This is a genomic window from Burkholderia sp. Ac-20344, from assembly GCF_017104975.1.
Taxonomy (GTDB): Bacteria; Pseudomonadota; Gammaproteobacteria; order Burkholderiales; family Burkholderiaceae; genus Burkholderia.
This window is the reverse complement of record NZ_JAAGPP010000118.1, coordinates 1-24,015: the sequence shown is the minus strand read 5'-3', so window position 1 is coordinate 24,015 and position 24,015 is coordinate 1. Positions and strand designations below refer to the sequence as shown.

The window sequence follows — 24,015 nt, the reverse complement described above, 5'->3', positions numbered from 1 at the left end:
GACGATGCAGAAGACCCTGTTCAACCGCCTGTCGGCCCGCGCGCATGCCGCCGCGCGGCTCGCGGTCGCGTTCGCGGCCGTGGCCTGCATGTTCGGCGCGGCGAGCGCGCACGCGGAACGCCTGAAGGATCTCGCGCAGATCCAGGGCGTGCGCGACAACCCGCTGATCGGCTATGGCCTCGTCGTCGGCCTCGACGGCACGGGCGACCAGACGATGCAGACGCCGTTCACGACGCAGACGCTCGCGAACATGCTCGCGAACCTCGGCATCTCGATCAACAACGGTTCGGCCAACGGCGGCGCGTCGCAGCTGAGCAACATGCAGCTGAAGAACGTCGCGGCCGTGATGGTGACCGCCACGCTGCCGCCGTTCGCGCGGCCGGGCGAGGCGCTCGACGTCACCGTGTCGTCGCTCGGCAACGCGAAGAGCCTGCGCGGCGGCACGCTGCTGCTGACGCCGCTGAAAGGCGCGGACGGCCAGGTCTATGCGCTCGCGCAGGGCAACATGGCGGTCGGCGGTGCCGGCGCCAGCGCGAACGGCAGCCGCGTGCAGGTGAACCAGCTCGCGGCCGGCCGGATCGTCGGCGGCGCGATCGTCGAGCGGTCGGTGCCGAACGCGATCGCGCAGATGAACGGCGTGCTGCAGCTGCAACTGAACGACATGGACTACGGCACCGCGCAGCGGATCGTGTCCGCGGTCAATTCGGGCTTCGGCCCGGGCACCGCGACGGCGCTCGACGGCCGCACGATCCAGCTGGCCGCGCCGGCCGATTCGGCGCAGCAGGTCGCGTTCATGGCGCGGCTGCAGAACCTCGACGTCAGCCCGGACAAGGCCGCGGCGAAGGTGATCCTGAACGCGCGCACCGGCTCGATCGTGATGAACCAGATGGTCACGCTACAGAGCTGCGCGGTCGCGCACGGCAACCTGTCGGTCGTCGTCAACACGCAGCCGGTCGTGTCGCAGCCGGGGCCGTTCTCGAACGGGCAGACGGTGGTGGCGCAGCAGTCGCAGATCCAGCTCAAGCAGGACAACGGCGCGCTGAAGATGGTGACGGCCGGCGCGAATCTCGCCGACGTCGTGAAGGCGCTGAACACGCTCGGCGCGACGCCCGCGGACCTGATGTCGATCCTGCAGGCGATGAAGGCCGCGGGTGCGCTGCGCGCCGACCTGGAGATCATCTAAATGGCAGCCACTCTCCCGAACGCGAACGACCTCACGCAGCGCTTTGCGCTCGACGTGCAGGGTTTCGACGCACTGCGCGCGCAGGCGAAGCAGTCGCCGCAGGCCGGCGCGAAGGCGGTCGCCGGCCAGTTCGACGCGATGTTCACGCAGATGATGCTCAAGAGCATGCGCGACGCGTCGCCCGACGGCGGGCTGTTCGATTCGCATACGTCGAAGATGTACACGTCGATGCTCGACCAGCAGCTCGCGCAGCAGATGTCGACGCGCGGGATCGGTGTCGCCGACGCGCTGATGAAGCAGTTGCTGCGCAACGCGGGGCAGGGTGCGGGCAGCGACACGGCGGCCGACGTCGGCGCGGCCGGCCTGGGCGCGGGCGGCCTCGGCACGTCCGGGAACGAAGGCGGCCTCGCCGCGATGAACGCGATGGCGAAGGCCTACGCGAACGCGGCGAACAACGGCGGGCTCGCCGGCACGCGCGGCTACTCGGCCGGCAGCGCGCTGACGCCGCCGCTGAAGGGCGCGAGCGGCGTGCAGGACGCCGACGCGTTCGTCGACCGGCTCGCGGGCCCCGCGCAGGCGGCCAGCGCGTCGACCGGCATCCCGGCGCGCTTCATCGTCGGCCAGGCCGCGCTCGAATCGGGCTGGGGCAAGCGCGAGATCCGCGCGACCGACGGCTCGACGAGCTACAACGTGTTCGGCATCAAGGCGACCAAGAGCTGGACCGGCCGCACGGTGTCGGCGCTGACGACGGAATACGTGAACGGCACGCCGCGCCGCGTGGTCGCGAAATTCCGCGCGTACGACTCGTACGAGCACGCGATGACCGATTACGCGAACCTGCTGAAGAACAATCCGCGCTACTCGGGCGTGCTGAGCGCGAGCCGCAGCGTCGAAGGCTTCGCGCACGGGATGCAGAAGGCCGGCTACGCGACCGACCCGAACTACGCGAAGAAGCTGATTTCGATCATGCAGCAGATCGGCTGACGGCCCCGTCGGCTCCCGCTGTCGCCCCCTCTGAACCGCGCCCGGCAGCCCGCCGTGCGCGGTTTCAACGTTTGCGCGAAAAAAATCCCCCATTTCGATCTAAACTTTCGGTCAGCACTGCCGCTAAGTGTGAGAGACCTGCGACCGGGCCCCCGTTCTGGCCCGGTTTTATTGCGCACCGGTTGCCCGGGCGCCCATGACAAGAAAGACCGGCTAGCCATGAATATCGAAACGTCGACGGACCCCAGCCTGGATGCAGGCCACTCCGGGCCCGACTATGCCCGCCGCAATCCGCTGGAAATCGGCGTGCAGCTACGCAACCTCGTCAACCGCGGCGATTTCCTGACCGTCCAGTATCCGGGCGGCCAGCTCGTCACGCGCCTGCTCGAGGTGGATGTCGGCGCACGGACGTTCACGTTCGACTGGGGTGCGCTGTCCGAGCAGAACGCCGGCATCCTCGGCGCGTCGCACTGCACGTTCGCGGCCGCGCCGGAAGGCGTGCGCGTCGAATTCTCCACGGGCACGCCGCGCGAGACGCGCTACGAGGGGCTGCCCGCGTTCGTCGCCGATTTCCCCGAGGTGCTGATGTGCATCCAGCGCCGCGAATATTTCCGCGTCGACGCGCCGATCGTCGACCCGTTCCTGTGCCGCGGCAAGCTGCCGGACGGCGAGGGCTTCCTGTTCGAGGTGCATAACCTGTCGCTCGGCGGGGTGGGGCTGCGCACGGCCGACGAACGCGTCGAGGCGCTCGAGGTCGGCACGCTGCTGCCCGACGTCGAGCTCGAGCTGACCGGCCACGGCAAGCTGTCGCTCGACCTGCAGCTCGTGTCGCAGCGTTCGACGCAGATGCCGAACGGGTCGCGGCGCTACCAGCTCGGCTTCCGCTACATGTCGCTGCCGGGCAGCGCGGAGAACACGCTGCAGCGGTTGATCACGCAGCTCGAGATGAAGCGCCGCTCGCTCGCGCGGGCCTGACGCGCAAGCAGTGGCCGGCCCCGCCCGGGGCCGCCCGCACACCGCCGCCGGCCCGGTCGGCCGCACGCTTCGACCCGCGACGCGCGAGTGCGCGTCGCGCATGCATTTTTTCCTCAATTTTTCCGATCCGCGGCCGTTATACCGGGAGTCACGCAACCCGGCGGCCGCAGCGCGGCCGGCTCATCAGGATCGCGCATGTCCAACACACTCATGAACCTCGGCGTCAGCGGCCTGAATGCCGCACTCTGGGGCCTCACGACGACCGGCCAGAACATCAGCAACGCGGCGACGCCGGGCTATTCGGTCGAACGCCCCGTCTATGCCGAGGCGAGCGGCCAGTACACGAGCAGCGGCTACATGCCGCAGGGCGTGAATACCGTCACCGTGCAGCGGCAGTACAGCCAGTACCTGAGCGACCAGCTGAACGGCGCGCAGACGCAGAGCGGCGCGCTGTCGACGTGGTATTCGCTCGTCACGCAGCTGAACAACTACATCGGCAGCCCGACGTCCGGCATCTCGACCGCGATCACGAACTACTTCACCGGGATGCAGAACGTCGCGAACAGCGCGTCCGACTCGTCGGTGCGGCAGACCGCGATGAGCAATGCGCAGACGCTCGCGAACCAGATCACGGCGGCCGGCCAGCAGTACGACGTGCTGCGCCAGAGCGTGAACACGCAGCTGACGAACACCGTGACGCAGATCAACGCGTACACCGCGCAGATCGCGCAGCTGAACCAGCAGATCGCGTCCGCGAGCAGCCAGGGCCAGCCGCCGAACCAGCTGATGGACCAGCGCGACCTCGCGGTGTCGAACCTGTCGAACCTCGCCGGCGTGCAGGTCGTGCGCAACAGCGACGGCTACAGCGTGTTTCTCGCGGGCGGCACGCCGCTCGTCGTCGCGAACAAGAGCTACCAGCTCGCGACCGTCGCGTCGCCGTCCGATCCGAGCGAGCTGACCGTCGTGTCGCAGGGCATCGCCGGCGCGAACCCGCAGGGGCCGAACCAGTTCCTGTCCGACGCATCGCTGTCGGGCGGCACGCTCGGCGGCCTGCTCGCGTTCCGCAGCCAGACGCTCGATCCTGCCCAAGCGCAGCTCGGCGCGATCGCGACCAGCTTCGCCGCGCAGGTCAACGCGCAGAACGCGCTCGGCATCGACCTGTCGGGCAATGTCGGCGGCAACCTGTTCACGACCGGCACGCCGATCACCTACGCGAACCAGGGCAATACCGGCAATGCGGCGCTGTCCGTGTCGTTCGCGAACGCGTCGCAGCCGACTGCGAGCGACTACACGCTGTCGTACGACGGCGCCAAGTACACGCTGACCGACCGCGCGAGCGGCGCGGTGGTCGGTACGTCGACCTCGATGCCGGGGTCGATCGGCGGGCTGAACTTCTCGTTCTCGTCCGGCTCGATGAACGCCGGCGACAAGTTCACCGTGCAGCCGACGCGCGGCGCGCTGAACGGCTTCGGCCTCGCGACGTCGAACGGCTCCGCGATCGCGGCGGCGTCGCCGTACGTGCCGTCGGCCACCAAGACGAACACGGGCACCGGCACGATCGGCGGTCTGGCGGTCACCAGCGCGACGGCCGCGGCCAACCCGCACAACTACACGATCACGATGGGCGGCACGACCGCCAGCCCGACCTACACGGTCACCGACAACACGGCCGTGCCCCCGACGACCACCGCCGCGCAGCCGTACCAGTCCGGTTCGCCGATCACGCTGACGGCCGGTGTCACGGTGACGGTGTCGGGCGCGCCCACGGCCGGCGACACGTTCACGGTCGCGCCGAACTCGGGCGGCACGAACGACGGCAGCAACGCGCTCGCGCTGTCGAAGCTCGTCAACTCGAAATCGTTCGGCAACGGCTCGACCACGCTGACGGGCGCGTACGCGAACTACGTGAACAGCATCGGCAACACGACGAGCCAGCTGAAGTCGTCGAGCGCCGCGCAGACCTCGCTGATCGGCCAGATCACGGAAGCGCAGCAATCGGTGTCGGGCGTGAACCAGAACGAGGAAGCGGCCAACCTGATGCAGTACCAGCAGCTCTACCAGGCGAACGCGAAGGTGATCCAGACCGCGTCGACGCTGTTCCAGACCGTGCTCGGCCTGTTCAACTGATTTCGGGGATCGAAGCGATGCGGATTTCCACCACCCAGTTCTACCAGATGAACGTCGCTCAGATGAACGATCAGCAGGCGCAGCTCTCGCAGCTGTACCAGCAGATCTCGAGCGGCGTGAGCCTGTCGACGCCTGCGGACAACCCGCTCGGCGCGGCGCAGGCGGTGCAGTTGTCGATGACGTCGGCGACGCTGTCGCAGTATGCGTCGAACCAGAACGCCGCGCTGTCGTCGTTGCAGAAGGAAGACCAGACGCTCATCAGCGTCAACAACCTGCTGAACAACATCCATACGGTCGTGATCCAGGCCGGCGACGGCTCGATGTCCGACAGCGACCGTTCCGCGCTGTCGACGCAGCTGCAGGGCTATCGCGACCAGTTGCTGACGCTCGCGAACTCGACGGACGGCTCGGGCAACTACCTGTTCTCGGGCTTCCAGTCGACCACGGCGCCGTTCTCGAACGCGCCGGGCGGCGGCGTGACCTACAGCGGCGACTCGGGCACGCGGCAGGTGCAGATCGCCGACACGCGCGCGATCTCGCAAGGCGACAACGGCGCGAACGTGTTCATGTCGGTACCGATGCTCGGCAGCCAGCCGGTGCCGCTCGCCGGCGCGGGCAACACGGGCACGGGCACGATCGGCGCGGTGTCGATCACGAGCCCGTCGGCCGCGACCAATACGCACCAGTTCACGATCGCGTTCGGCGGCACGGCCGCCGCGCCGACCTATACGGTCACCGACAACACCGCCGTGCCGCCGACCACGACCGCCGCGCAGGCGTATTCGGCCGGCGCCGGGATCGCGCTGGGCAACGGCCTGTCGGTGCCCGTGTCGGGCAACCCGGCGCCCGGCGATTCGTTCACGGTCACACCCGCGCCGAAGGCCGGCACCGACGTGTTCGCGGCGCTCGACACGATGATCGCCGCGCTGAAGGTGCCGATCAGCAGCAACACGACGGCCGCGGCCGCGCTCGCGAACGCGATGACGACCGGCACGACGAAGCTGAACAACATGATGACGAACGTCCTCACCGTGCAGGCGTCGGTCGGCGGCCGCGAGCAGGAAATCAAGGCGATGCAGACGGTGAACCAGACCAACACGCTGCAGGTCACCAGCAACCTGTCCGACCTGACGAGTACCAACATGGTGTCGACGATCAGCCAGTTCCTGCAGATGCAGAACGCGCTGACGGGCTCGCAGAAGGCTTACGCGCAGTTGCAGAACCTGTCGCTGTTCCAGTACATCAATCCCTGATGCACGCCGCGCCGGCCGCGATGTGAGCGCACGCTTGCGTCGCGGCCGGCGTCGACCGCCGTCCGCGCCTTTCCATGCGCGGACGGGCGCTCCACCGGGCCGCGCCATCGTGCCCCGTTTCGCACGCACGGCAAGCCGTGCGCCGCGCGTGCCGGCCCCGCTCCCCGCCTGCGTATCAGTCCGCTTGCCAGCCCCATTTCCGCTCCGTAAACTCGCGCCAGATTCCAGACCGGCGCATCCTCCGCAGCCGGCGACCGACCGACAGGAGCCCCTTTTCCCCATGTCCGATTCCTACTTCCCGCGCTGGCGGGTGCAATCGACCGGCGCGGCATCGCGCGTGGTCGGCCCCGACGAGCGCCTGGCGTGGCCGCAGATGGTCGCGATGGGCGTGCAGCACGTCGTCGCGATGTTCGGCTCGACCGTGCTCGCGCCGCTGCTGATGGGCTTCGACCCGAACCTGTGCATCTTCATGTCGGGCATCGGCACGCTGCTGTTCTTCGTGCTGGTCGGCGGCCGCGTGCCGAGCTACCTCGGCTCGAGCTTCGCGTTCATCGGCCTCGTGATCGCGGTGACCGGCTACGGCGGCAGCGGCCCGAACCCGAACATCCCGGTCGCGCTCGGCGGGATCGTCGCGTGCGGCGTCGTGTACGTCGCGCTCGGTGCGCTGGTGCAGGCGATCGGCACGCGCTGGATCGAGACGCTGATGCCGCCCGTCGTGACCGGCGCGGTGGTCGCGGTGATCGGGCTGAACCTGGCGCCGATCGCGGTCAAGGGCGTGTCCGCGTCGACCTTCGAATCGGTGATGGCGCTCGTCACGGTGCTGTGCGTCGGCGGCGTCGCGGTGTTCTCGCGCGGCATGATGCAGCGCCTGCTGATCCTGGTCGGGCTGGCGATCGCGTACGCGATCTACGCGGTCGCGACCAACGGGATGGGGCTCGGCAAGCCGATCGACTTCTCGATCGTCGGGCATGCGGCCTGGTTCGGGGTGCCGAGCTTCCGCACGCCGGTCTTCGATCCGCACGCGATGCTGATGCTGGCGCCGATCGCGGTGATCCTGGTTGCCGAGAACCTCGGCCACATCAAGGCCGTCAGCGCGATGACGGGCACCAGCCTCGATCGCTACGTGGGCCGCGCGTTCATCGGCGACGGGCTCGCGACGATCGTGTCGGGCAGCGTCGGCGGCACGGGCGTGACGACCTACGCGGAGAACATCGGCGTGATGGCCGTCACGCGGATCTACTCGACGCTGGTGTTCGCGGTCGCGGCGCTGATCGCGATCGTGCTCGGCTTCTCGCCGAAGTTCGGTGCGGTGATCCAGACGATTCCGGGCCCCGTGCTCGGCGGCGTGTCGATCGTCGTGTTCGGGCTGATCGCGGTGACGGGCGCGCGGATCTGGGTCGTCAACAAGGTCGACTTCTCCGACAACCGCAACCTGATCGTCGCGGCCGTCACGCTGGTGCTCGGCGCCGGCGACTTCTCGCTGAAGATCGGCGGCTTCGGGCTCGGCGGGATCGGCACCGCGACGTTCGGCGCGATCATCCTGTACGCGATCCTGCGCAAGGAAAAGGAACCGGGCCCGGTGGTCTGAGCCTCCGGCGGGCGGTGTCTGGCCGCCCGCGTCATCGTCGGCGTCGAACGTCGATGCGCTATGCGCCGACGTTCGACTGCGTCTGCAGCCACGCGCAGAACTGCGCGACCAGAGGATCGTGGGCAGGCGCGCGCGGCGCGATCCACCAGTAGCTGCGCGTTGCGATGCGCGGCCCCTCCAGCGGCATCACCAGCCGGCCGCTCGCGAGTTCGTCGTCGATCAGCGGCAACGGGCCGAGCGCGACGCCAAGACCGTCGACGGCCGCCTGCAACGCCAGGTAGAAGTGGTCGAACGACTGCCGCTTGCGTCCCTTCATCGCCACGCCGGCCGCCGCGAACCAGTCGCGCCAGCCTTCCGGCCGCGTATCCGAATGCAGCAGCACGTGGCGCGCGAGATCGTCCGCGCGCGCGATCGGCGCGCGCTTGAGCAGCGCGGGGCTGCAGACGGGAATCACGCTTTCGTCGAGGAAGTGGCCGCTCGTGCAGTTCGGCCAGTGGCCGGGGCCGCGGCGGATCGCGACGTCGAAGCCGTCGAGCGCGTCGAGCGGCGCGTTCGACGTCGACAGCTTCAGTTCGACGTTCGGCACGTCGCGCTGGAACCGCGACAGGCGCGGCAGCAGCCATTTCATCGCGAAGGTCGGCAGCGCATTGATGCGCAGCACGCGTGCCGCGCCCGTGTTGCGCAGCTGCTCGGTCGCGAGCGCGATGCTGTCGAACGCCGCGCGCACGGTGTCCAGGTAGCGGCGGCCTTCGTCGGTGAGCTTCACGCGCTTGCCGTAGCGGTGGAACACCGGCTTGCCGAGCCAGGCCTCGAACCCGGCGATCTGCCGGCTGATGGCACCGTGAGTCACATGCAGCTCGTCGCCGGCGGCGCTGAAGCTTTCATGTCGTGCCGCGGCTTCAAAGGCCCGAAGCGCGGAAAAGGGCGGGAGATCGCGTGGCATGCTTGTGATTCTAGATCACAAGGGCGCACCGATAAAATCGTTTTGCCGGCACGCCGAACGGCGGTAACCTCGGTTCACCGTTTGATGAGGAGCCCCATGCAATCCGCCTTTCCGCCTGCCGCCCCGCCGCCAGCCGCGTCGCCTCGCCGCATCGGCCTCGCCGAGCTGTTCACCGGTTTCCTGTCGCTTGGCCTCATGTCGTTCGGCGGTGCGCTGCCGTTCGCGCGGCGCACCATCGTCGAAGAGCGCAAGTGGCTCTCCGCCGACGAATTCACCGACCTGCTCGGGCTGTGCCAGTTCCTGCCGGGCGGCAACGTGATCAACCTGTCGGTGGCGGTCGGCATGCGCTTTCGCGGCGTCGCCGGCGCGTTCGCCGGCATTCTCGGGCTGATTGCCGGCCCGACGCTCGTCGTCGTCGGGCTCGGCGTGCTGTACGCGAAGACGCAGAACGATCCGCGCGTGCAGCACCTGTTCGCGGGGCTCGCCGCCGCGGCGGCCGGGCTGCTCGTCGCGATGGCCGTGAAGGTCGCGAAGCCGCTGCGGCACGCGCGCGAGGCGGCCGGCATCGCGGTGCTCGCGTTCGTCGCGATCGCGGTGCTGCGCATCCCGCTGCTGACCGCGATGCTCGTGCTGACGCCCGTCAGCATCTGGCTCGCGTCGCGGCGCCGCGACGCGGCCACGCCGCAGCCGGCGCCGGCCACCGAGGCACGCGACACGCAGCCAGGGGGCCGGCCATGAACGACACGCTGATCGCCATCGCGACGATCTTCAGCCAGCTGTCGCTGCTCGCGTTCGGCGGCGGCAACACGATCCTGCCGGAGATGCAGCGGCAGGTCGTCGATGTCCATCACTGGATGAGCGCGCACGCGTTCACCGCGCTGTTCGCGCTGGCCCAGGCGGCGCCCGGGCCGAACATGATGATCGTGTCGCTGGTCGGCTGGCACGTGGCCGGCTGGAGCGGGCTGCTGGTCGCGTCGCTCGCGAAGTTCGGGCCGTCGTCGATCGTCACCGTGCTCGCGCTGCATGCGTGGGAGCGCTTTCGCGACCGGCCGTGGCGCCGCTACGTGCAGCAGGGGATGATGCCCGTCACGGCCGGGCTCGTCGCGGCGAGCGCGGTGCTGATCTCCGAGGCGTCGAACCGCACGGCGATCCAGTGGGGCATCACGGCCGCGTGCGCGGTGCTCGCATGGCGCACGCGCATCCATCCGCTGTGGCTGCTCGCGGGCGGCGCGCTGATCGGGCTCACGGGCATCGGGCAGTGACCGGCGCAGATCGACCGCTCGTGCGCCATACTGGCGCGAATCTTCACGGGAGGCTCGATGGATCTCGACGGCGCCAGCCGCAATCTCACTGTCGCCGCGTTGCTGACGCTGTCCGGCGGCTACCTCGACGCGTACACGTATGTCGGCCACGGCCACGTGTTCGCGAACACGATGACCGGCAACGTCGCGCTGCTCGGCATCAACCTGTCGGCCGGCGAATGGGCCGCCGCGCTGCATCACGTGCCGCCGCTCGTCGGCTTCGTGATCGCGGTGTTCGTCGCGCACCTGCTCGGCCTCGCCGCGCAGCGCGGCTGGATGCGGCATACCGCGTTCACGAGCCTGCTCGTCGAGATCGCCTTTCTCGGCGTCGCCGCGAGCGGCCTCGTCGGCGCGTCGAGCGCGTGGCTGATTCCGGGCATCTCGTTCGTCGCGACGCTGCAGACGCTGTCGTTCACCCATCTCGAGGAGCTGTCGTACACGTCGGTGATGACGACCGGCAACCTGCGGCGCGCCGCGCAGAAGCTGTTCGTCGGGCTGATCCCGCGCTACGACGCGGGCGCGCTGCACGACTCGGCGCTGCTCGCGACGATCAGCTTCTGCTTCCTGGCCGGCGCGGTGGCCGGCGGCCTCGTGACGCGGCTCGTGCCGGAGGTCGCGCTGTGGGGTGCCGTGCTGCTGCTCGTCGGCGCATTCGCGGAAATCGTCCGGCGTGCGTGGCGCCGGCATACGGCCGAAGGCGGGCCCGCGGCGGCGTGACTGCGTATCCCGCGGGCGCACCCGTACGTGCGCCCGTTCCGCGGCACCCGCCGCGCGATCCTGACAGATCTGACGTGCCGTAAGCCGCGCGATCGGTCGCTGCCGCGCGGCGCCCGATGGCCGCCGGGCAAGCCTCGCGCGGGCAGCGTTGTGCGCGGGCGACAGTTCCGCCGTTACCGCGCATTTCAATTTCTTTCAGCGATGACACTCGTCATATGATTCAGGCGCATATCGCGCGCGCCAAGAACGTGAGCGATCGCCACCCGGCTGCGCACGCGGCCGGCCATGAATGGAGACACCTACAAAAGGGCAAGCTCATGAAGCAGACCACCCGACTCGCAGCCATCGCAGGGGGCGCCGCGCTCGCATTTGCCAGCCAGTACGCGGCCGCACAAAGCTCGGTCACGCTCTGGGGCGTCGCCGACGCCAGCATCCGCTACCTGACCAACGCCAACGCCAAGAACGACGGCCTGCTGTCGATGAGCAACGGCGCGATCACGAACAGCCGCTTCGGCATCTACGGCACGGAAGACCTCGGCGGTGGCCTGAAGGCCGTGTTCAACCTCGAAAGCGGCGTGAACCTGCAGAACGGCGCATTCGCCGACAGCGGCCGCCTGTTCAACCGCGCAGCGTACGTCGGCCTGCAGAGCCCGTACGGCACGGTGACCCTCGGCCGCCAGAAGACGCCGCTGTTCGACCTGCTGTCGGACACCTACGATCCGCTGACGGTCGGTAACTACCTCGAAAACGCGTGGCTGCCGGTCGCACTCGGCGGCGGCCTGTATGCGGACAACCAGATCAAGTACACGGGCAAGTTCGAGGGACTGACCGCGAAGGCGATGTACTCGACCGGCACCAACTACGAATCGACCGGCGCCGGCGGCTTCTCGGGCCAGATCCCGGGTTCGCTCGGCAAGGGCAATGCCTGGGGCGTGTCGCTGTCGTACGTGATGGGCCCGCTCAGCATCGCGGCCGGCGCGCAGCAGAACAGCGACAACTCGGCGCGCAAGCAGACGATCTACCACGCGAACGTCGTGTATGCGTTCAGCAAGGCGAAGATCTACGCGGGCTACCTGCGCTCGAAGGACGATACGGGCTTCGTCGACAGCCTGCTCGCGCAGCAGTCGATCCCGGTCGCGAAGGGCACCGGCCGGATCGACGACGGTCCGTTCGCGGGCGTGAGCTGGCAGGTCAGCGCGCCGCTGACGCTGACGGGCGCGTTCTACTACGACCACATGCGCAATGCGATGACCACGAACGGCACGCTCGCGAGCGGCAACCGCTACGCGATCGTCGGCATTGCCGAGTACGCGCTCAGCAAGCGCACGGAAGTCTACGGCACCGTCGACTTCAACAAGACGAACGGCGCGGCGAACGTCGAGCTGCCGGGCCGCAGCAACCAGACCGGCATCGCGATCGGCCTGCGCAATATCTTCTGACGAACGTCGGAACGCATGTGCCGGCAGTCGTCCGGCATGCATCGAAGGGGCGCCGAGGCGCCTCTTTTTTTCATCACACGACCTTCATGCGCGCGCACGACTATTCGGCGAATGCTTCATCACGCGATCCCCGCGCCGTAAGGCGATCGTCGGCAATCCAGAACATACTTTTACAGTGCGCGCGAAGGCTTTCCGCTACGCTGCCTGCATCGTCCGTCGCGTGCCGCCAGGCACGCGCGGGCGTCGCTCCGGTCACGCTCGGCGAGTGCGGCCGGCCTCGTGCGTAACTTGTGTATCCGGTGATGACAATCGCGGTTCACCGGTTTTTTTTCGTGGGACGATGACTCACGATTTTCTTGAAAGGGGATGACGATGGGTATCCTGAACACCGTGGGTGAAATCGCCGGCGCCGTGGCGGCCGTCGAGGCAGCGGAGAAGGTCGATCCGGATGCGGGCCTGCTGACCAAGGCGGCGGCGGCCATCGCCGGCTTCAAGGGGGCGGAAGCGATCGAAGGCATGCTCGAGAAGAAGGAAGCGCAGCCGCAGCAGGCAGACGACACGCAGGCGACGGACGGCAGCGACACGTCGCAGGCATGAGCATGGCGGCTGGTCCGGCCGTGGGCGCGCCCTTCGCGCGCCCGGGCGGACCGGTGCCGCGCAGCCGGCAGGTCGGGCATGCGGTCGATCGGTGACGCATGGCACACCCGGCAGCTGGTTTGACCGGCGAGAGGCAACGTCTCTCGCCGTTTTTTATTGGGCGCGCGTAGCGGCACCGTGCGCCGCAAGAATGCCGGAATCTTGCTATCGTGCCTTCATCCGAACTGCGATGAGGGGATGCGATGGATTTCGACTACGACCTGTTCGTCATCGGCGCCGGCTCGGGCGGCGTGCGGCTCGCGCGCATGTCCGCGTCGTACGGTGCGCGCGTCGGCATAGCGGAAGAAGAGCAGATCGGCGGCACCTGCGTGCTGCGCGGCTGCATCCCGAAGAAGCTGCTCGTCTACGCGTCGCACTACCCGCATGAAGTCGAAGACGCGAAGGGCTTCGGCTGGACCTTCGGCGCCGGCACGCTCGACTGGCCCGCGCTGATCGCCGCGAAGGATCGCGAGATCAACCGGCTGAGCGACATCTACATCAACCTGCTGCGGCAATCGGGCGTCGAGATGCACGCGGGGCGCGCGACACTCGTCGATGCGCACACGGTCGCGATCGGCGATCGCACGATCCGTGCGCACCACATCGCGATCGCGACCGGCTCGCGCCCGTCGCTGCCGGCGCGGCCCGGCATCGAGCACGCGATCACGTCGCGCGAGGCGCTGTCGCTCGCCGCGCGGCCCGAACGCATCGCGGTGGTCGGCGGCGGCTATATCGCGGTCGAGTTCGCGGGCATCTTCAACGGCTTCGGCAGCCACGTCGACCTGTTCTATCGCGGCGAGAAGATCCTGCGCGGCTTCGACGACGACGTGCGGCAGTTCCTGACCGACGAGATGACGAAGCAGGGCGTCGCGATCCACGCGCGCTCGATGGTCGAGTCGATCGAACGCGCGGACGACGGCACGCTGAGCGTGCGCGCCGGCGATGCGCGGCACGGGCCGTACGATGCGGTGCTCTATGCGACCGGCCGCGTGCCGAACGTCGACGGCCTCGGGCTCGAACAGGCGGGCGTGATGCTCGACGCGCGCGGTGCGATTGCCGTCGATGCGTATTCGGCGACGTCGGTGCCGTCGATCCATGCGATCGGCGACGTCACGTCGCGGCCGCAGCTCACGCCGGTCGCGACGCGCGACGGCGGGCTGCTCGCCCGCACGCTGTTCGGCGGGTCGCGCGTCGCGGCCGATCACGAATGGGTGCCGTCGGCGGTGTTCAGCCAGCCCGAGGTCGCGACGGTCGGGCTCACCGAGTCGACCGCGCGCGACCTGTACGACGGCGACGTCGACATCTACCGTACGTCGTTCAAGGCGCTGCGCCATACGCTGTCGGGCCGCGACGAACGCACGCTGATGAAGCTCGTCGTTGCGCGCGACAGCCAGCGCGTGGTCGGCGCGCACATGGTCGGCCGCGATGCGGGCGAGATCATCCAGGGCATCGCGATCGCGATTCGCGCGGGCGCGACGAAGGCGCAGTTCGACGACACGATCGGCATCCATCCGACCGCGGCCGAGGAGTTCGTGACGATGCGGCAGAAGGTGGCCGACTAGCGGCAGCGGCACGCGCGGGCAGCGGAGGAGACGGCCGTGCTGCGGCGCGGCCATGATCCCGATGGCCCGCCGCCGCTCAATGCACGCCGAACGCGTCGAGCAGCCGGTACCAGCTCATCGCGAGCACGAGCGCCGGCGTGCGCAGCGCCTCGCCGCCCGGGAAGTCGCGATGGCGGATCTTGTCGAACAGGTCGAAGCGGCTCGCCTGTCCATTGATCGCCTCGGCGATCAGCTTGCCCGCGAGCGCGGTCGTGTTCACGCCGTGCCCCGAGAACCCCTGCGCGAAGTACATCGTCGGTGCGACGCGGCCGAAGTGCGGCGCGCGGTTCATCGTGATGTCGACGAAGCCGCCCCACGCGTAATCGACCTTCACGCCCGCGAGCTGCGGGAACGTCTTCAGCATGTCCGCGCGCATCGCCGCGGCGAGATCGCGCGGCTCCCGCGTCGAATAGCTGACCTTGCCGCCCCACACGAGCCGCGTGTCGGGCGCCGGCCGGAAATAGTCGAGCACGAAGCGGCTGTCGCAGATCGCCGCGCGCGCCGGCATCAGCGCGGCGGCGCGCGCGTCGCCGAGCGGTTCCGTTGCGATCACGTAGGTGCCGACCGGCATGATCTTCTTCGACAGCGCGGGCGCGAGCGTGCCGACGAAGGTATTGCACGCGAGCACGACGAAGCGCGCACGCACGTTGCCGCCGCTCGTCTCGACGACATGGCCGCCCGCGACGTCGCGCACGCGCGTCACGCAGCTGTCCTCGTGGAGGCGCACGCCCGCATCGGTCGCCGCGCGGGCGAGGCCGAGCGTGTAGTTCAGCGGATGGAGGTGGCCGCTGTCCGGGTCGTACAGGCCGCCGCAATAGCGCTCGGACTGCACGTAGTCGCCGAGTTCGTCGTCTTCGACGAAGTGGAAGCGGTCATAGCCGAAGCGCTTCGCGGCTTCGTCGCGCCAGCGTTTCAGCGCGTCGGCGTCGCGCTGGGTGTTCGCGGCGGTCAGGTAGCCGGGCACCAGCGCGCAGTCGATGTCGTGCTTTGCGATGCGCGACTTCACGAGCGACAGCGTTTCGAGCCCCATGTCCCAGATGCGCTTCACGTCGCCTTCCGGCATGAATTGCCCGAACGTGTCGATGTCGCACGCGAACCCGCCGATCAGCTGGCCGCCGTTGCGGCCGCTTGCCGCCCATCCGACCCGCGACGCTTCGAGCACGATCACCGAATGGCCGCGCTCGGCGAGGTTGAGCGCGGCGGACAGGCCCGTGAGGCCCGCGCCGATCACGCACACGTCGGCATCGGTCGTGCCGGCGAGCGGTGCGTGGCGGGTTGTATCGTTGGCGGTCGCCGCGTAGTAGGACGCGACGTGCGGCTGGTTGGCGAATGTCTGCATGGTCAGGAGAACGGAAAAAGTTTGGCTCAGAACAGCTCGCGCACGCGGTGGTACAGCATCCCGAGTTCGAGCGCGGGTTGCCGCCAGGCGTCGCCGCCGGGGAACCGGCGATGACGCAGGCGCGCGAACAGGTCGAACGTGCGCGTGTCGCCCGCGATCGCGCCGGCGACCGCGCGCCCGGCGATGCCGGTGAGCGCGACGCCGTGCCCGCTGAAGCCCTGGACGTAGAAGAAGTTCGGATCGAGCGCACCGAAATCCGGCGCGCGGTTGCGCGTGACGTCGACGAAGCCGCCCCACGCGTGGTCGACGCGCACGTCGCCGAGCTGCGGGAACACGCCGGCCATGCGGCGCCGGATCGTTTCGGCGAGCGTGGCGGGCGACGCGCCGGCCGAATTCGCGCGGCCGCCGAACAGCATCCGGTGGTCGGCCGACAGCCGGAAATAGTCGAGGAAGAAGTTGTTGTCGCACACGGCTTCGCGCTGCGCGATCAGCGCGTCGGCGCGCGCCTGGCCGAGCGGCTCGGTCGCGATGATGTATGACGCGATCGGCGCGATGCGGGCGGCCGTCGCGGCCGGCAGCACGCCGCCGGGGCCCGCGTTGCAGCACGACACGACGAAGCGGCAGCGCACGTCGCCCGACGGCGTGCGCACGACGGGCCGCGCGCCGCGCACGACGTCGAGCGCGGGCGTATGCGCGTACAGCGCGACGCCCTCGCGGCGCGCGGCATCGGCGAGGCCGAGGCAGTACTTGAGCGGATGCAGGTGGCCCGACAGCGGATCGTGCACGCCGGCCAGATAGCGGGTCGACGCGATGCGCGTACGGATCTCGGCGGTATCGAGCCACGCGAGCGAAGGATGGCCCCAGCGCGACGTCGCGGCATCCATCCACGCGCGCAGGTCGTCGATGCGGCGCGGCTTCGTCGCGACCGTCAGGTAGCCGCGCGTGAAATCGCAGTCGATCCCGTAGCGCGCGATCCGCTCGGCGATCAGCGCGACGCCGTCGAGCGACAGCGACCACGCGGCGCGCGCGCCGTCGGCGCCGAGTTGCCGTTCGATCTCCTCGTCCTTCGCGAAGCCGGTGATCGCCTGGCCGCCGTTGCGTCCCGACGCGCCCCAGCCGGGGCGGTGCGCGTCGATCACCGCGACGGACAGCCCGCGTGCGCGGCAGTCGAGCGCCGTCGACAGGCCGGCGAAGCCGGCGCCGATCACGCAGACGTCGACGTCGATCGTCCCGTCGAGCGCAGGGTCGTCCACGGCGGGGCGCACGGCCGTCGCTTCGTAGTACGAGTCGCGCGCGAGCGCATCGGCGCGGCGGGTGAAAGACTGCGTCATGAATCCGACTCCCTCGTTGCAGCCGGCGGCGGTGCAGGGCGCACCGTCATCCGGCCGGTAGAAACGGCGCGGGACGCCGTGCGCGCGGCACGGCGTCCCGCGCGAACTGCATCAGAACGAATAGATGAACTGCGTCGCGAGCAGGTCGTTGGACTTGCCGTACGATCCGTCGTTGCGCAGGAACACCTTGTTGTTCGCCCAGTCGTGCCGGTATTCGACCTTCACGGTGATCTGCTGGGTCGGATAGAACAGCAGGTCGAGCGCGACGTCCTGACGCACGGCCCCCTTGCACTCGAAGCCCAGGCCGCCGTTCGCCTGCGACGTCGCGCGGCAGTCCGCATCGACGCCGAAGCCGTTGTACGGATCCATCCCGTTGCTGTTCAGCGCGATGCCGCCGCCGCCGCCGCCGTTCTTGCTGTTCACGAGCGCGTCGTAGCGCAGCGTCACGCCCATGCGGCCGACCACCGGCGCGTTGAACTTGCGGTGCGCGAGCAGCGACAGGCCATACCATTGCGCAAGCCCGCCGTTGTATGCCGCATGCTGCTGCTGGCCGTAGTCGAGCTCGGCGTTGTACTGGATGTCGGCCAGCGTGTAGGTCGCGTCGACCTCGCCGAAGAAGAACGTGCCGTACGCTTTCGGCGCGGCGCCGCCCGGGCCGTAATGCACGTTGCCCTGATCGTCGATCGCGCTGGCCAGCGTCTGGCGGCCGATGTTGATCGACCCGCCGATGTCGAGCGCGCTCGACCACGTATAGTCCGCGCGCGCGGTGAAGGTCGGCACCTTGTTGCTGGTCGTGATCGGATCGCCGAGCGCGTTGGTGCCCGTCTGCGTGACCGAGCCGTACGTGCGGTACTGCTCGTTGCCGACGAAGAACTTCCACGCCCAGTTGCCCTTCGTGTAGTTCGCGCCCGCGCCGACGTAGCTGCCCGGATCCGAGAAATCGTACAGCAGGTTGTGCGTGAGCGTGAGCATCTGGTTCGACTGCTGCACCTCGTAGCCGCCGAAGCTCGGGATCAGGCCGGCGACCAGCGTGGTCGACGCGGTGATCGGCACGTTGATGACCGCCGTGTTCAGCAGGTTGTCGGTGATCGAGCCGCGCGAGTTCTGCAGCAGCGTGATGCCGTTGCCGCGGTTCGGCATCAGCGTGATTTCCGCCGACGGCGCCATCGGGCCGACGCCGAACGTCTTCTTGATGTCGAGGTACAGATCGCCGAACGTGCTGTTGAAGTAGTTGTACGCGTTCTCGTGGTTCGCGAACAGGAACGACGACGTGCCGGCCGCGCGGTTGTAGATGTAGGTCGGGTCGATGTAGCCCGTCACCGACAGGCCGGCGAGCGGGCCCGTGTTGGCCGCGTCCGTCAGCGAGTCGACCTTCAGCTGCTGGTTCGCGATCTGCTGCTTCATTTCGCTGACCTCGTCGTTGGTCAGCGCGGCCTGCGCACGGCCGTAATCCGGCGAGCCCGGATCGGCGGCCACGGCGACGACCTTGCCGCCGCCGGCCGTACCGGCACTCGCGCCGGACGTTGCGACTGCCGCACCGCCCGGCTTCGCGGCGAGTTGCGCCTGCATCGCCTTCATCTGTTTCTGCAGCGCCGCGACCTGCGCCTGCAGCGCCTTGATCTCGGCGGATGTGGAACCGGCCAGCGCGATGCCCGGCAACGCGCCGGCCACCAGCAGGCAGATCAGTTTCTTCTTCATTGCGGATTCTCCTTGTCGTGCGCCTGTCAACTTGCGATCGGTTCGCGCGCCGCATGGCGCGGCGCGCGGGTCTTGTTATCGATGAATGGAAAAGGGGCGGTCACGCCACCGCGAACGCCGCCTTCATGTCGGCGATGCGGCGCCGTTCGCGTGCGATCATCATCCGGTTCACGACGATCACGCCGATCGTCACGGCCGTGATGAACAGCGTCGCCAGTGCGTTCATCTCCGGGTTCAGCCCCAGCCGCACGCGCGAGAACACCACCAGCGGCAGCGTCGTCGAGCCGGGCCCCGACAGGAACGCCGACAGCACCAGATCGTCGATCGACAGCGTGAACGACAGCAGCCACCCGGACAGCAGCGCCTGCGAGATCAGCGGCAGCGTCACCACGAAGAACACCTTCAGCGGCGTTGCACCGAGATCCAGCGCCGCCTCTTCCAGCGACTTGTTCATCTCCTTCACGCGCGACTGCACGATGATCGCCACGTACGACACGCACAGCATCACGTGGCCGATCCAGATCGTCACCATCCCGCGCCCCTTCGGCCAGCCGAACATCTGCTCCAGCGCAACGAACAGCAACAGCAGCGAGATGCCCTGGATCACTTCCGGAATCACCAGCGGCGCGTTGATCATCCCCGTATACAGCGTGAAGCCCTTGAAGCGGCCGAAGCGCGCGAGCACGAAGCCCGCCCACGTGCCGATCACGACCGACGCGGTGGCCGTCAGCAGGCCGATCTTCAGCGACAGCCACGCGGCGGTCAGCAGCTCGTCGTCCTCCAGCAGCGCCGAGTACCACTTCAGCGAGAAGCCCGACCACACCGTCACCAGCTTCGACTCGTTGAACGAGTACACGACCAGGCTGATGATCGGGATGTACAGGAACAGGAAGCCGAAGGCGAGAACGCCCGTCGACAGCGGTTTGCTCGGCTTGATCATTTCGCGTCCTCCAGTTCCTTGACCTGGTAGTACTGGAACAGCGCCATCGGCACCAGCAGCAGCAGCACCATCGCGACCGTCACCGCGGACGCCATCGGCCAGTCCATGTTGTTGAAGAATTCATCCCACATCACGCGGCCGATCATCAGCGTGTCGGCGCCGCCGAGCAGTTCAGGAATCACGTACTCGCCCACCGCCGGGATGAACACCAGCAGGCTGCCGGCGATGATCCCGTTCTTCGACAGCGGCAGCGTGATCCGCGTGAACGCGACCCACGGCTTGGCACCCAGGTCGTACGCGGCCTCGAGCAGCGTGAGGTCCATCTTCACGAGGTGCGCGTACAGCGGCATCACCATGAACGGCAGGTACGAATAGACCATCCCGATGTAGACGCCCGCGTCGCTGTGGTACAGCCGCAGCGGCGTGTGGATGATGCCGAGCGCGATCAGCGTGTGGTTCAGCAGGCCGTCATCCTTCAGGATCCCGATCCATGCGTACACGCGGATCAGGAACGACGTCCAGAACGGCAGCATCACGGCCATCATCAGCACGTTGCGGCGGTTCGGTTCGGAGCGCGCGATGTAGTACGCCATCGGATAGCCGATCAGCAGGCACAGCACCGTCGATACGGCGGCCATCTTCAGCGAGCTGAGGTAGGTCGCGACGTACAGGTCGTCCTGCAGCAGGAACGCGTAGTGCGACAGCTGCAGCGCGAAGTGCACGACGCCGTCCTTGAACTCGACGAGCGACGTGTACGGCGGGATGCCCATCACCTGGTCGGCGAAGCTGATCTTCAGCACGAGAACGAACGGCAGCGCGAAGAAGATCGCGAGCCACACGAACGGCACGCCGATCGCGACGCTGCGGCCCGACGGCAGGAAGCGCGACAGCAGGTCGAAACGGCCCGGGCGGGAGCGGCCGGCGCCGGTGCGCGCGGCGCCGGTCGACACCGGCGCGGACGGAGTGGAAGCGGAGGTTCTCATCGTGTCGTCCTCACTGCGTCAGCACGACGCCGCTGGCCGGCGACCACGACACGAACACGTCGTCGTTCCACGCCGGCGCGTTGTCGTTCATCAGGTGCGAACTCGACAGGTTCGATACCACCGTCTTGCCGCTCGGCAGGCGCACGTGATAAAGCGAGTAGCTGCCCATGTACGCGATGTCGGTCACGACGCCGCGTGCCCAGTTGTGTTTCGAGCCCGGCTTCTCGCGCGACACGTGAATGCGTTCCGGGCGCACCGAGATGCCGACCGGCATGCCGAGCGGGCCCGTGACGCCGTGGCTCACGTACATGCGTGCTTCGAGGTCGTCGCTCTCGACGAAGATGTGATCGGGTTCGTCCTCGACGACGCGGCCTTCGAACAGGTTGGTCGAGCCGATGAATTCGGCCGAGAAACGGCTGTTCGGGAACTCGTACACTTCGCCCGGCGCGCCGATCTGCACGATCTTGCCTTCGCTCATCACCGCGAGGCGGCTCGCCATCGTCATCGCCTCTTCCTGGTCGTGCGTGACCATCACGCAGGTCACGTCGACCTTCTCGATGATGTTCACGAGTTCGAGCTGGGTCTTCTGGCGGATCTTCTTGTCGAGCGCGGACATCGGCTCGTCGAGCAGCAAGAGCTTCGGTCGCTTGACCAGCGAGCGCGCGAGCGCGACGCGCTGCTGCTGGCCGCCGGAGAGTTGATGCGGCTTGCGCTGCGCATACTTGCTCATCTGCACGAGCGCGAGCGCATCGGTCACGCGCTCCTTGATTTCGTTCTTCGGCGTGCCTTCCTGCTTCAGGCCGAACGCGACGTTCGATTCGACCGTCATGTGCGGAAACAGCGCGTACGACTGGAACATCATGTTCACCGGGCGGCGGTACGGCGGCAGCGACGCAAGATCTTCGCCGTCGACGAAGATCTTGCCGGAGGTGGCCGTCTCGAGCCCGGCGAGCATGCGCAGCAACGTCGACTTGCCGCAGCCCGAGCTGCCGAGCAGCGCGAACAGCTCGTTCTTCGCGATCGTCAGGTTCACGTTGTCGACGGCGGTGCTGTCGCCGAATTTCTTCACGACGTTTTCGATGCGCACGAACGCGTCGTTTTGCGTACGGGCCGCGGTGGCCGGTTGGGTCTGTCGTGCAGCTGCGGAAGAGGGTATCGATTGCATGGGATTCACCATTCGTTCTTCACGGATTGCAGGCGTGAGCGTCCCCGCGCGAGGCGCGCAATGCGACTCACGGACAACGGCTCGTGCCGGATGGAACAGTGCGCGCGACGCGCGCGGGCGGACGGAGGTCCGCGGATCTCAGGCGGGCAGGCGTGAAGCGATGCCTGCGCCGCCGGAATGCATGGCGATCAGTGGCCGGTCTTCAGTTGGGCCCACAGGCGGTTCTCGAGGCGCAGGATGTCGGCCGGCATCGGCTTCATCAGCACCATCTTCTTCAGCACGTCTTCAGGCGGATAGACGGTCGGGTCCTGCGCGACGGCCGGCGTGACGAACGGGTGCGCGGCCTTGTTCGCGGTCGGGTAGAACACCGTGTTGGTGATCGCCGCGTTGACCTTCGGATCGGACACGTAGTTGATCCACTTCAGCGCGGCTTCCGGGTGCGGCGCATCCTTCGGGATCACCATCACGTCGAACCACAGCAGGCCGCCTTCCTTCGGGTTCGAGAACTTGATGTCGTACGAGCGCTTCGCTTCCGCCGAGCGGCGGTGCGCGATGCCGACGTCGCCCGACCAGCCGAGCACGACGCACACGTCGTTGTTCGCGAGGTCGTTGATGTAGCCGGACGAGTTGAACTGGGTGATGTACGGGCGGACTTTCTTCAGGACTTCGAAGGCAGCCTGGTAATCGCCGGGGTTCGTGCTGTTCGGGTTCTTGCCCATGTATTGCAGCGTGGCGGCGAACACGTCGACGGCCTGGTCGAGGAACGACACGCCGCAGCTCTTCAGCTTCTCCATGTTGGCCGGGTCGAACACCAGTGCCCAGCTGTCGACGGGCGCCTTGTCGCCGAGTGCCTTCTTCACCGCCTGCGCGTTGTAGCCGATGCCGTCCGTGCCGTAGGCCCAGGGCACGCCGTACTGGTTGCCCGGATCGGCGTCCGAGATCATCTTCATCAGCAGCGGATCGAGGTTCGCGAGGTTCGGGATCTTCGACTTGTCGAGCTTCTGGTACACGCCGGCCTGGATCTGCTTGGCCATGTAGTTCGACGTCGGCACGACGATGTCGTAGCCCGAACTGCCGGCAAGGAGCTTCGCCTGAAGCGTGTCGTCGCTGTCGTAGTTGTCGTACTTGACGTGGATACCCGTCTGCTTCTGGAAGTTCGGGATCGTGTCGGGTGCGATGTAGTCGGACCAGTTGTAGACGTTCAGCTCGTCGGCGGCGCGCGCCGACGGGCTGGCGACCGACGTGAACGCGGCCGCGGCGGCAAGGGCGGCAACGGAACAGGCTTGGCGAAGAAAGCAGGCACGCATGGTGGAGTTCCCCTGGTTATGGCAGCGTGCGGCGCCCGCCGCACGCCTGTAGGCTAGGCCGTTAAGAAATACCCAGTTGCTGGGCGGTTGCATCGACGGCCTTCTTCGCCTTCGACACGAGTTCATCGATTTCCTGGCGCGAGATCACGAGCGGCGGCGACAGCAGCATCCGGTCGCCGGTCGCACGCATGATCAGGTTGCCGTTGAAGCAGAAGTCGCGGCAGATCGTGCCGACGTCGCCGCCGTTCGCGAAGCGGCGGCGTTCGGCCGGCGCTTCGGCAAGCTGCAGGCTCGCGACGAGGCCATGGCCGTGCACTTCGCCGACGATCGGGTGGCGCGCGAAGGTTTCGCGCATCAGCGCCTGGAAGTACGGGCCCGTGTCGGTCTTCACGCGCTCGACGATCCCTTCGTCGCGCAGCAGCTTCAGGTTCGCGACCGCGACGGCCGCGGCAACCGGGTGCCCCGAGTACGTGAGGCCGTGGTTGAATTCGCCGTTGTCGATGAT

General features: G+C 68.1%; 21 protein-coding genes. 12 read left to right on the top strand and 9 right to left on the bottom strand.

The window, feature by feature from the left end:
* Nucleotides 1-4 precede the first annotated feature (4 nt).
* The 6 genes from G3N64_RS29160 to G3N64_RS29135 all read left to right on the top strand — a co-directional run bounded on the left by G3N64_RS29160 (nucleotide 5) and on the right by G3N64_RS29135 (nucleotide 8,110).
* A complete protein-coding gene (locus tag G3N64_RS29160; protein WP_205787154.1) occupies nucleotides 5-1,183 on the top strand; it encodes a flagellar basal body P-ring protein FlgI in 1,179 nt (392 codons plus the stop codon).
* On the top strand, nucleotides 1,184-2,167 hold the full coding sequence (flgJ, locus tag G3N64_RS29155; RefSeq protein WP_205787153.1) for a flagellar assembly peptidoglycan hydrolase FlgJ: 984 nt from the start codon (nucleotides 1,184-1,186) through the stop codon (nucleotides 2,165-2,167).
* 219 nt (nucleotides 2,168-2,386) lie between these two features.
* Nucleotides 2,387-3,142 carry a flagellar brake protein gene (locus G3N64_RS29150; protein WP_205787152.1) on the top strand — a complete coding sequence of 252 codons (756 nt, stop codon included), beginning with the start codon at nucleotides 2,387-2,389 and terminating at the stop codon, nucleotides 3,140-3,142.
* A 195-nt stretch (nucleotides 3,143-3,337) separates the two neighbouring features.
* On the top strand, nucleotides 3,338-5,269 hold the full coding sequence (flgK, locus tag G3N64_RS29145) for a flagellar hook-associated protein FlgK (protein WP_205787151.1): 1,932 nt from the start codon (nucleotides 3,338-3,340) through the stop codon (nucleotides 5,267-5,269).
* A gap of 17 nt (nucleotides 5,270-5,286) precedes the next feature.
* On the top strand, nucleotides 5,287-6,522 hold the full coding sequence (gene flgL / locus G3N64_RS29140; RefSeq protein ID WP_205787150.1) for a flagellar hook-associated protein FlgL: 1,236 nt from the start codon (nucleotides 5,287-5,289) through the stop codon (nucleotides 6,520-6,522).
* 280 nt (nucleotides 6,523-6,802) lie between these two features.
* Nucleotides 6,803-8,110, top strand: a complete 1,308-nt coding sequence (locus G3N64_RS29135; protein ID WP_205787148.1) for a solute carrier family 23 protein — start codon at nucleotides 6,803-6,805, stop codon at nucleotides 8,108-8,110.
* Between the two features lie 58 nt (nucleotides 8,111-8,168).
* Here the strand turns inward: G3N64_RS29135 and G3N64_RS29130 are convergent, their stop codons facing one another.
* Complete coding sequence (locus G3N64_RS29130; protein WP_205787146.1) at nucleotides 8,169-9,053, bottom strand: transcriptional regulator GcvA; 885 nt, start codon at nucleotides 9,051-9,053, stop codon at nucleotides 8,169-8,171.
* Nucleotides 9,054-9,149: 96 nt separating this feature from the next.
* Here G3N64_RS29130 and G3N64_RS29125 point away from each other — a divergent pair, with 96 nt between their 5' ends.
* The 6 genes from G3N64_RS29125 to gor all read left to right on the top strand — a co-directional run bounded on the left by G3N64_RS29125 (nucleotide 9,150) and on the right by gor (nucleotide 14,708).
* A complete protein-coding gene (locus G3N64_RS29125) occupies nucleotides 9,150-9,791 on the top strand; it encodes a chromate transporter (RefSeq protein WP_205787144.1) in 642 nt (213 codons plus the stop codon).
* Nucleotides 9,788-10,315 carry a chromate transporter gene (locus tag G3N64_RS29120; protein ID WP_205787143.1) on the top strand — a complete coding sequence of 176 codons (528 nt, stop codon included), beginning with the start codon at nucleotides 9,788-9,790 and terminating at the stop codon, nucleotides 10,313-10,315. Before G3N64_RS29125 ends, G3N64_RS29120 begins: the two co-directional genes overlap by 4 nt.
* 57 nt (nucleotides 10,316-10,372) lie before the next feature.
* The gene (locus G3N64_RS29115) at nucleotides 10,373-11,071 is read left to right on the top strand and encodes a YoaK family protein (protein WP_205787142.1); all 699 of its coding nucleotides are present in this window, start codon (nucleotides 10,373-10,375) and stop codon (nucleotides 11,069-11,071) included.
* A 317-nt stretch (nucleotides 11,072-11,388) separates the two neighbouring features.
* Nucleotides 11,389-12,510: a porin gene (locus G3N64_RS29110; RefSeq protein WP_205787141.1), complete on the top strand. Its 1,122-nt coding sequence runs from the start codon at nucleotides 11,389-11,391 to the stop codon at nucleotides 12,508-12,510.
* A gap of 372 nt (nucleotides 12,511-12,882) precedes the next feature.
* Nucleotides 12,883-13,107 carry a hypothetical protein gene (locus G3N64_RS29105; RefSeq protein WP_205787140.1) on the top strand — a complete coding sequence of 75 codons (225 nt, stop codon included), beginning with the start codon at nucleotides 12,883-12,885 and terminating at the stop codon, nucleotides 13,105-13,107.
* A gap of 242 nt (nucleotides 13,108-13,349) precedes the next feature.
* Nucleotides 13,350-14,708 (top strand): glutathione-disulfide reductase, encoded by a 1,359-nt coding sequence (gor, locus tag G3N64_RS29100; protein ID WP_205787139.1) that lies wholly within the window; start codon nucleotides 13,350-13,352, stop codon nucleotides 14,706-14,708.
* A gap of 76 nt (nucleotides 14,709-14,784) precedes the next feature.
* Here the strand turns inward: gor and G3N64_RS29095 are convergent, their stop codons facing one another.
* The 8 genes from G3N64_RS29095 to G3N64_RS29060 form a co-directional block, all read right to left on the bottom strand.
* Complete coding sequence (locus tag G3N64_RS29095; protein WP_205787138.1) at nucleotides 14,785-16,086, bottom strand: FAD-binding oxidoreductase; 1,302 nt, start codon at nucleotides 16,084-16,086, stop codon at nucleotides 14,785-14,787.
* 26 nt (nucleotides 16,087-16,112) lie between these two features.
* Entirely contained in the window at nucleotides 16,113-17,417 is a 1,305-nt protein-coding gene (locus tag G3N64_RS29090; RefSeq protein ID WP_205787137.1) for an FAD-binding oxidoreductase, read from the bottom strand.
* Between the two features lie 111 nt (nucleotides 17,418-17,528).
* Nucleotides 17,529-19,115 carry a DUF3138 family protein gene (locus tag G3N64_RS29085; RefSeq protein ID WP_205787135.1) on the bottom strand — a complete coding sequence of 529 codons (1,587 nt, stop codon included), beginning with the start codon at nucleotides 19,113-19,115 and terminating at the stop codon, nucleotides 17,529-17,531.
* Between the two features lie 100 nt (nucleotides 19,116-19,215).
* Nucleotides 19,216-20,055 carry an ABC transporter permease subunit gene (locus G3N64_RS29080; protein WP_205787133.1) on the bottom strand — a complete coding sequence of 280 codons (840 nt, stop codon included), beginning with the start codon at nucleotides 20,053-20,055 and terminating at the stop codon, nucleotides 19,216-19,218.
* On the bottom strand, nucleotides 20,052-21,038 hold the full coding sequence (locus tag G3N64_RS29075; protein ID WP_205787132.1) for an ABC transporter permease subunit: 987 nt from the start codon (nucleotides 21,036-21,038) through the stop codon (nucleotides 20,052-20,054). Before G3N64_RS29075 ends, G3N64_RS29080 begins: the two co-directional genes overlap by 4 nt.
* A 10-nt stretch (nucleotides 21,039-21,048) precedes the next feature.
* A complete protein-coding gene (gene potA / locus G3N64_RS29070) occupies nucleotides 21,049-22,203 on the bottom strand; it encodes a polyamine ABC transporter ATP-binding protein (RefSeq protein ID WP_205787131.1) in 1,155 nt (384 codons plus the stop codon).
* A 188-nt stretch (nucleotides 22,204-22,391) separates the two neighbouring features.
* The gene (locus G3N64_RS29065; RefSeq protein ID WP_205787130.1) at nucleotides 22,392-23,510 is read right to left on the bottom strand and encodes a polyamine ABC transporter substrate-binding protein; all 1,119 of its coding nucleotides are present in this window, start codon (nucleotides 23,508-23,510) and stop codon (nucleotides 22,392-22,394) included.
* A 61-nt stretch (nucleotides 23,511-23,571) separates the two neighbouring features.
* A partial coding sequence (locus G3N64_RS29060; RefSeq protein WP_205787129.1) for an aminotransferase class III-fold pyridoxal phosphate-dependent enzyme occupies nucleotides 23,572-24,015 on the bottom strand: 444 nt, incomplete at its 5' end.

Excerpts from the sequence above, each read along its gene's own strand:
- G3N64_RS29160 (WP_205787154.1), top strand. The coding sequence starts at position 5 with ATGCAGAAGACCCTGTTCAACCGCCTGTCGGCCCGCGCGCATGCCGCC.
- flgJ (WP_205787153.1), top strand. The coding sequence starts at position 1,184 with ATGGCAGCCACTCTCCCGAACGCGAACGACCTCACGCAGCGCTTTGCG.
- G3N64_RS29150 (WP_205787152.1), top strand. The coding sequence starts at position 2,387 with ATGAATATCGAAACGTCGACGGACCCCAGCCTGGATGCAGGCCACTCC.
- flgK (WP_205787151.1), top strand. The coding sequence starts at position 3,338 with ATGTCCAACACACTCATGAACCTCGGCGTCAGCGGCCTGAATGCCGCA.
- flgL (WP_205787150.1), top strand. The coding sequence starts at position 5,287 with ATGCGGATTTCCACCACCCAGTTCTACCAGATGAACGTCGCTCAGATG.
- G3N64_RS29135 (WP_205787148.1), top strand. The coding sequence starts at position 6,803 with ATGTCCGATTCCTACTTCCCGCGCTGGCGGGTGCAATCGACCGGCGCG.
- G3N64_RS29130 (WP_205787146.1), bottom strand. The coding sequence starts at position 9,053 with ATGCCACGCGATCTCCCGCCCTTTTCCGCGCTTCGGGCCTTTGAAGCC.
- G3N64_RS29125 (WP_205787144.1), top strand. The coding sequence starts at position 9,150 with ATGCAATCCGCCTTTCCGCCTGCCGCCCCGCCGCCAGCCGCGTCGCCT.
- G3N64_RS29120 (WP_205787143.1), top strand. The coding sequence starts at position 9,788 with ATGAACGACACGCTGATCGCCATCGCGACGATCTTCAGCCAGCTGTCG.
- G3N64_RS29115 (WP_205787142.1), top strand. The coding sequence starts at position 10,373 with ATGGATCTCGACGGCGCCAGCCGCAATCTCACTGTCGCCGCGTTGCTG.
- G3N64_RS29110 (WP_205787141.1), top strand. The coding sequence starts at position 11,389 with ATGAAGCAGACCACCCGACTCGCAGCCATCGCAGGGGGCGCCGCGCTC.
- G3N64_RS29105 (WP_205787140.1), top strand. The coding sequence starts at position 12,883 with ATGGGTATCCTGAACACCGTGGGTGAAATCGCCGGCGCCGTGGCGGCC.
- gor (WP_205787139.1), top strand. The coding sequence starts at position 13,350 with ATGGATTTCGACTACGACCTGTTCGTCATCGGCGCCGGCTCGGGCGGC.
- G3N64_RS29095 (WP_205787138.1), bottom strand. The coding sequence starts at position 16,086 with ATGCAGACATTCGCCAACCAGCCGCACGTCGCGTCCTACTACGCGGCG.
- G3N64_RS29090 (WP_205787137.1), bottom strand. The coding sequence starts at position 17,417 with ATGACGCAGTCTTTCACCCGCCGCGCCGATGCGCTCGCGCGCGACTCG.
- G3N64_RS29085 (WP_205787135.1), bottom strand. The coding sequence starts at position 19,115 with ATGAAGAAGAAACTGATCTGCCTGCTGGTGGCCGGCGCGTTGCCGGGC.
- G3N64_RS29080 (WP_205787133.1), bottom strand. The coding sequence starts at position 20,055 with ATGATCAAGCCGAGCAAACCGCTGTCGACGGGCGTTCTCGCCTTCGGC.
- G3N64_RS29075 (WP_205787132.1), bottom strand. The coding sequence starts at position 21,038 with ATGAGAACCTCCGCTTCCACTCCGTCCGCGCCGGTGTCGACCGGCGCC.
- potA (WP_205787131.1), bottom strand. The coding sequence starts at position 22,203 with ATGCAATCGATACCCTCTTCCGCAGCTGCACGACAGACCCAACCGGCC.
- G3N64_RS29065 (WP_205787130.1), bottom strand. The coding sequence starts at position 23,510 with ATGCGTGCCTGCTTTCTTCGCCAAGCCTGTTCCGTTGCCGCCCTTGCC.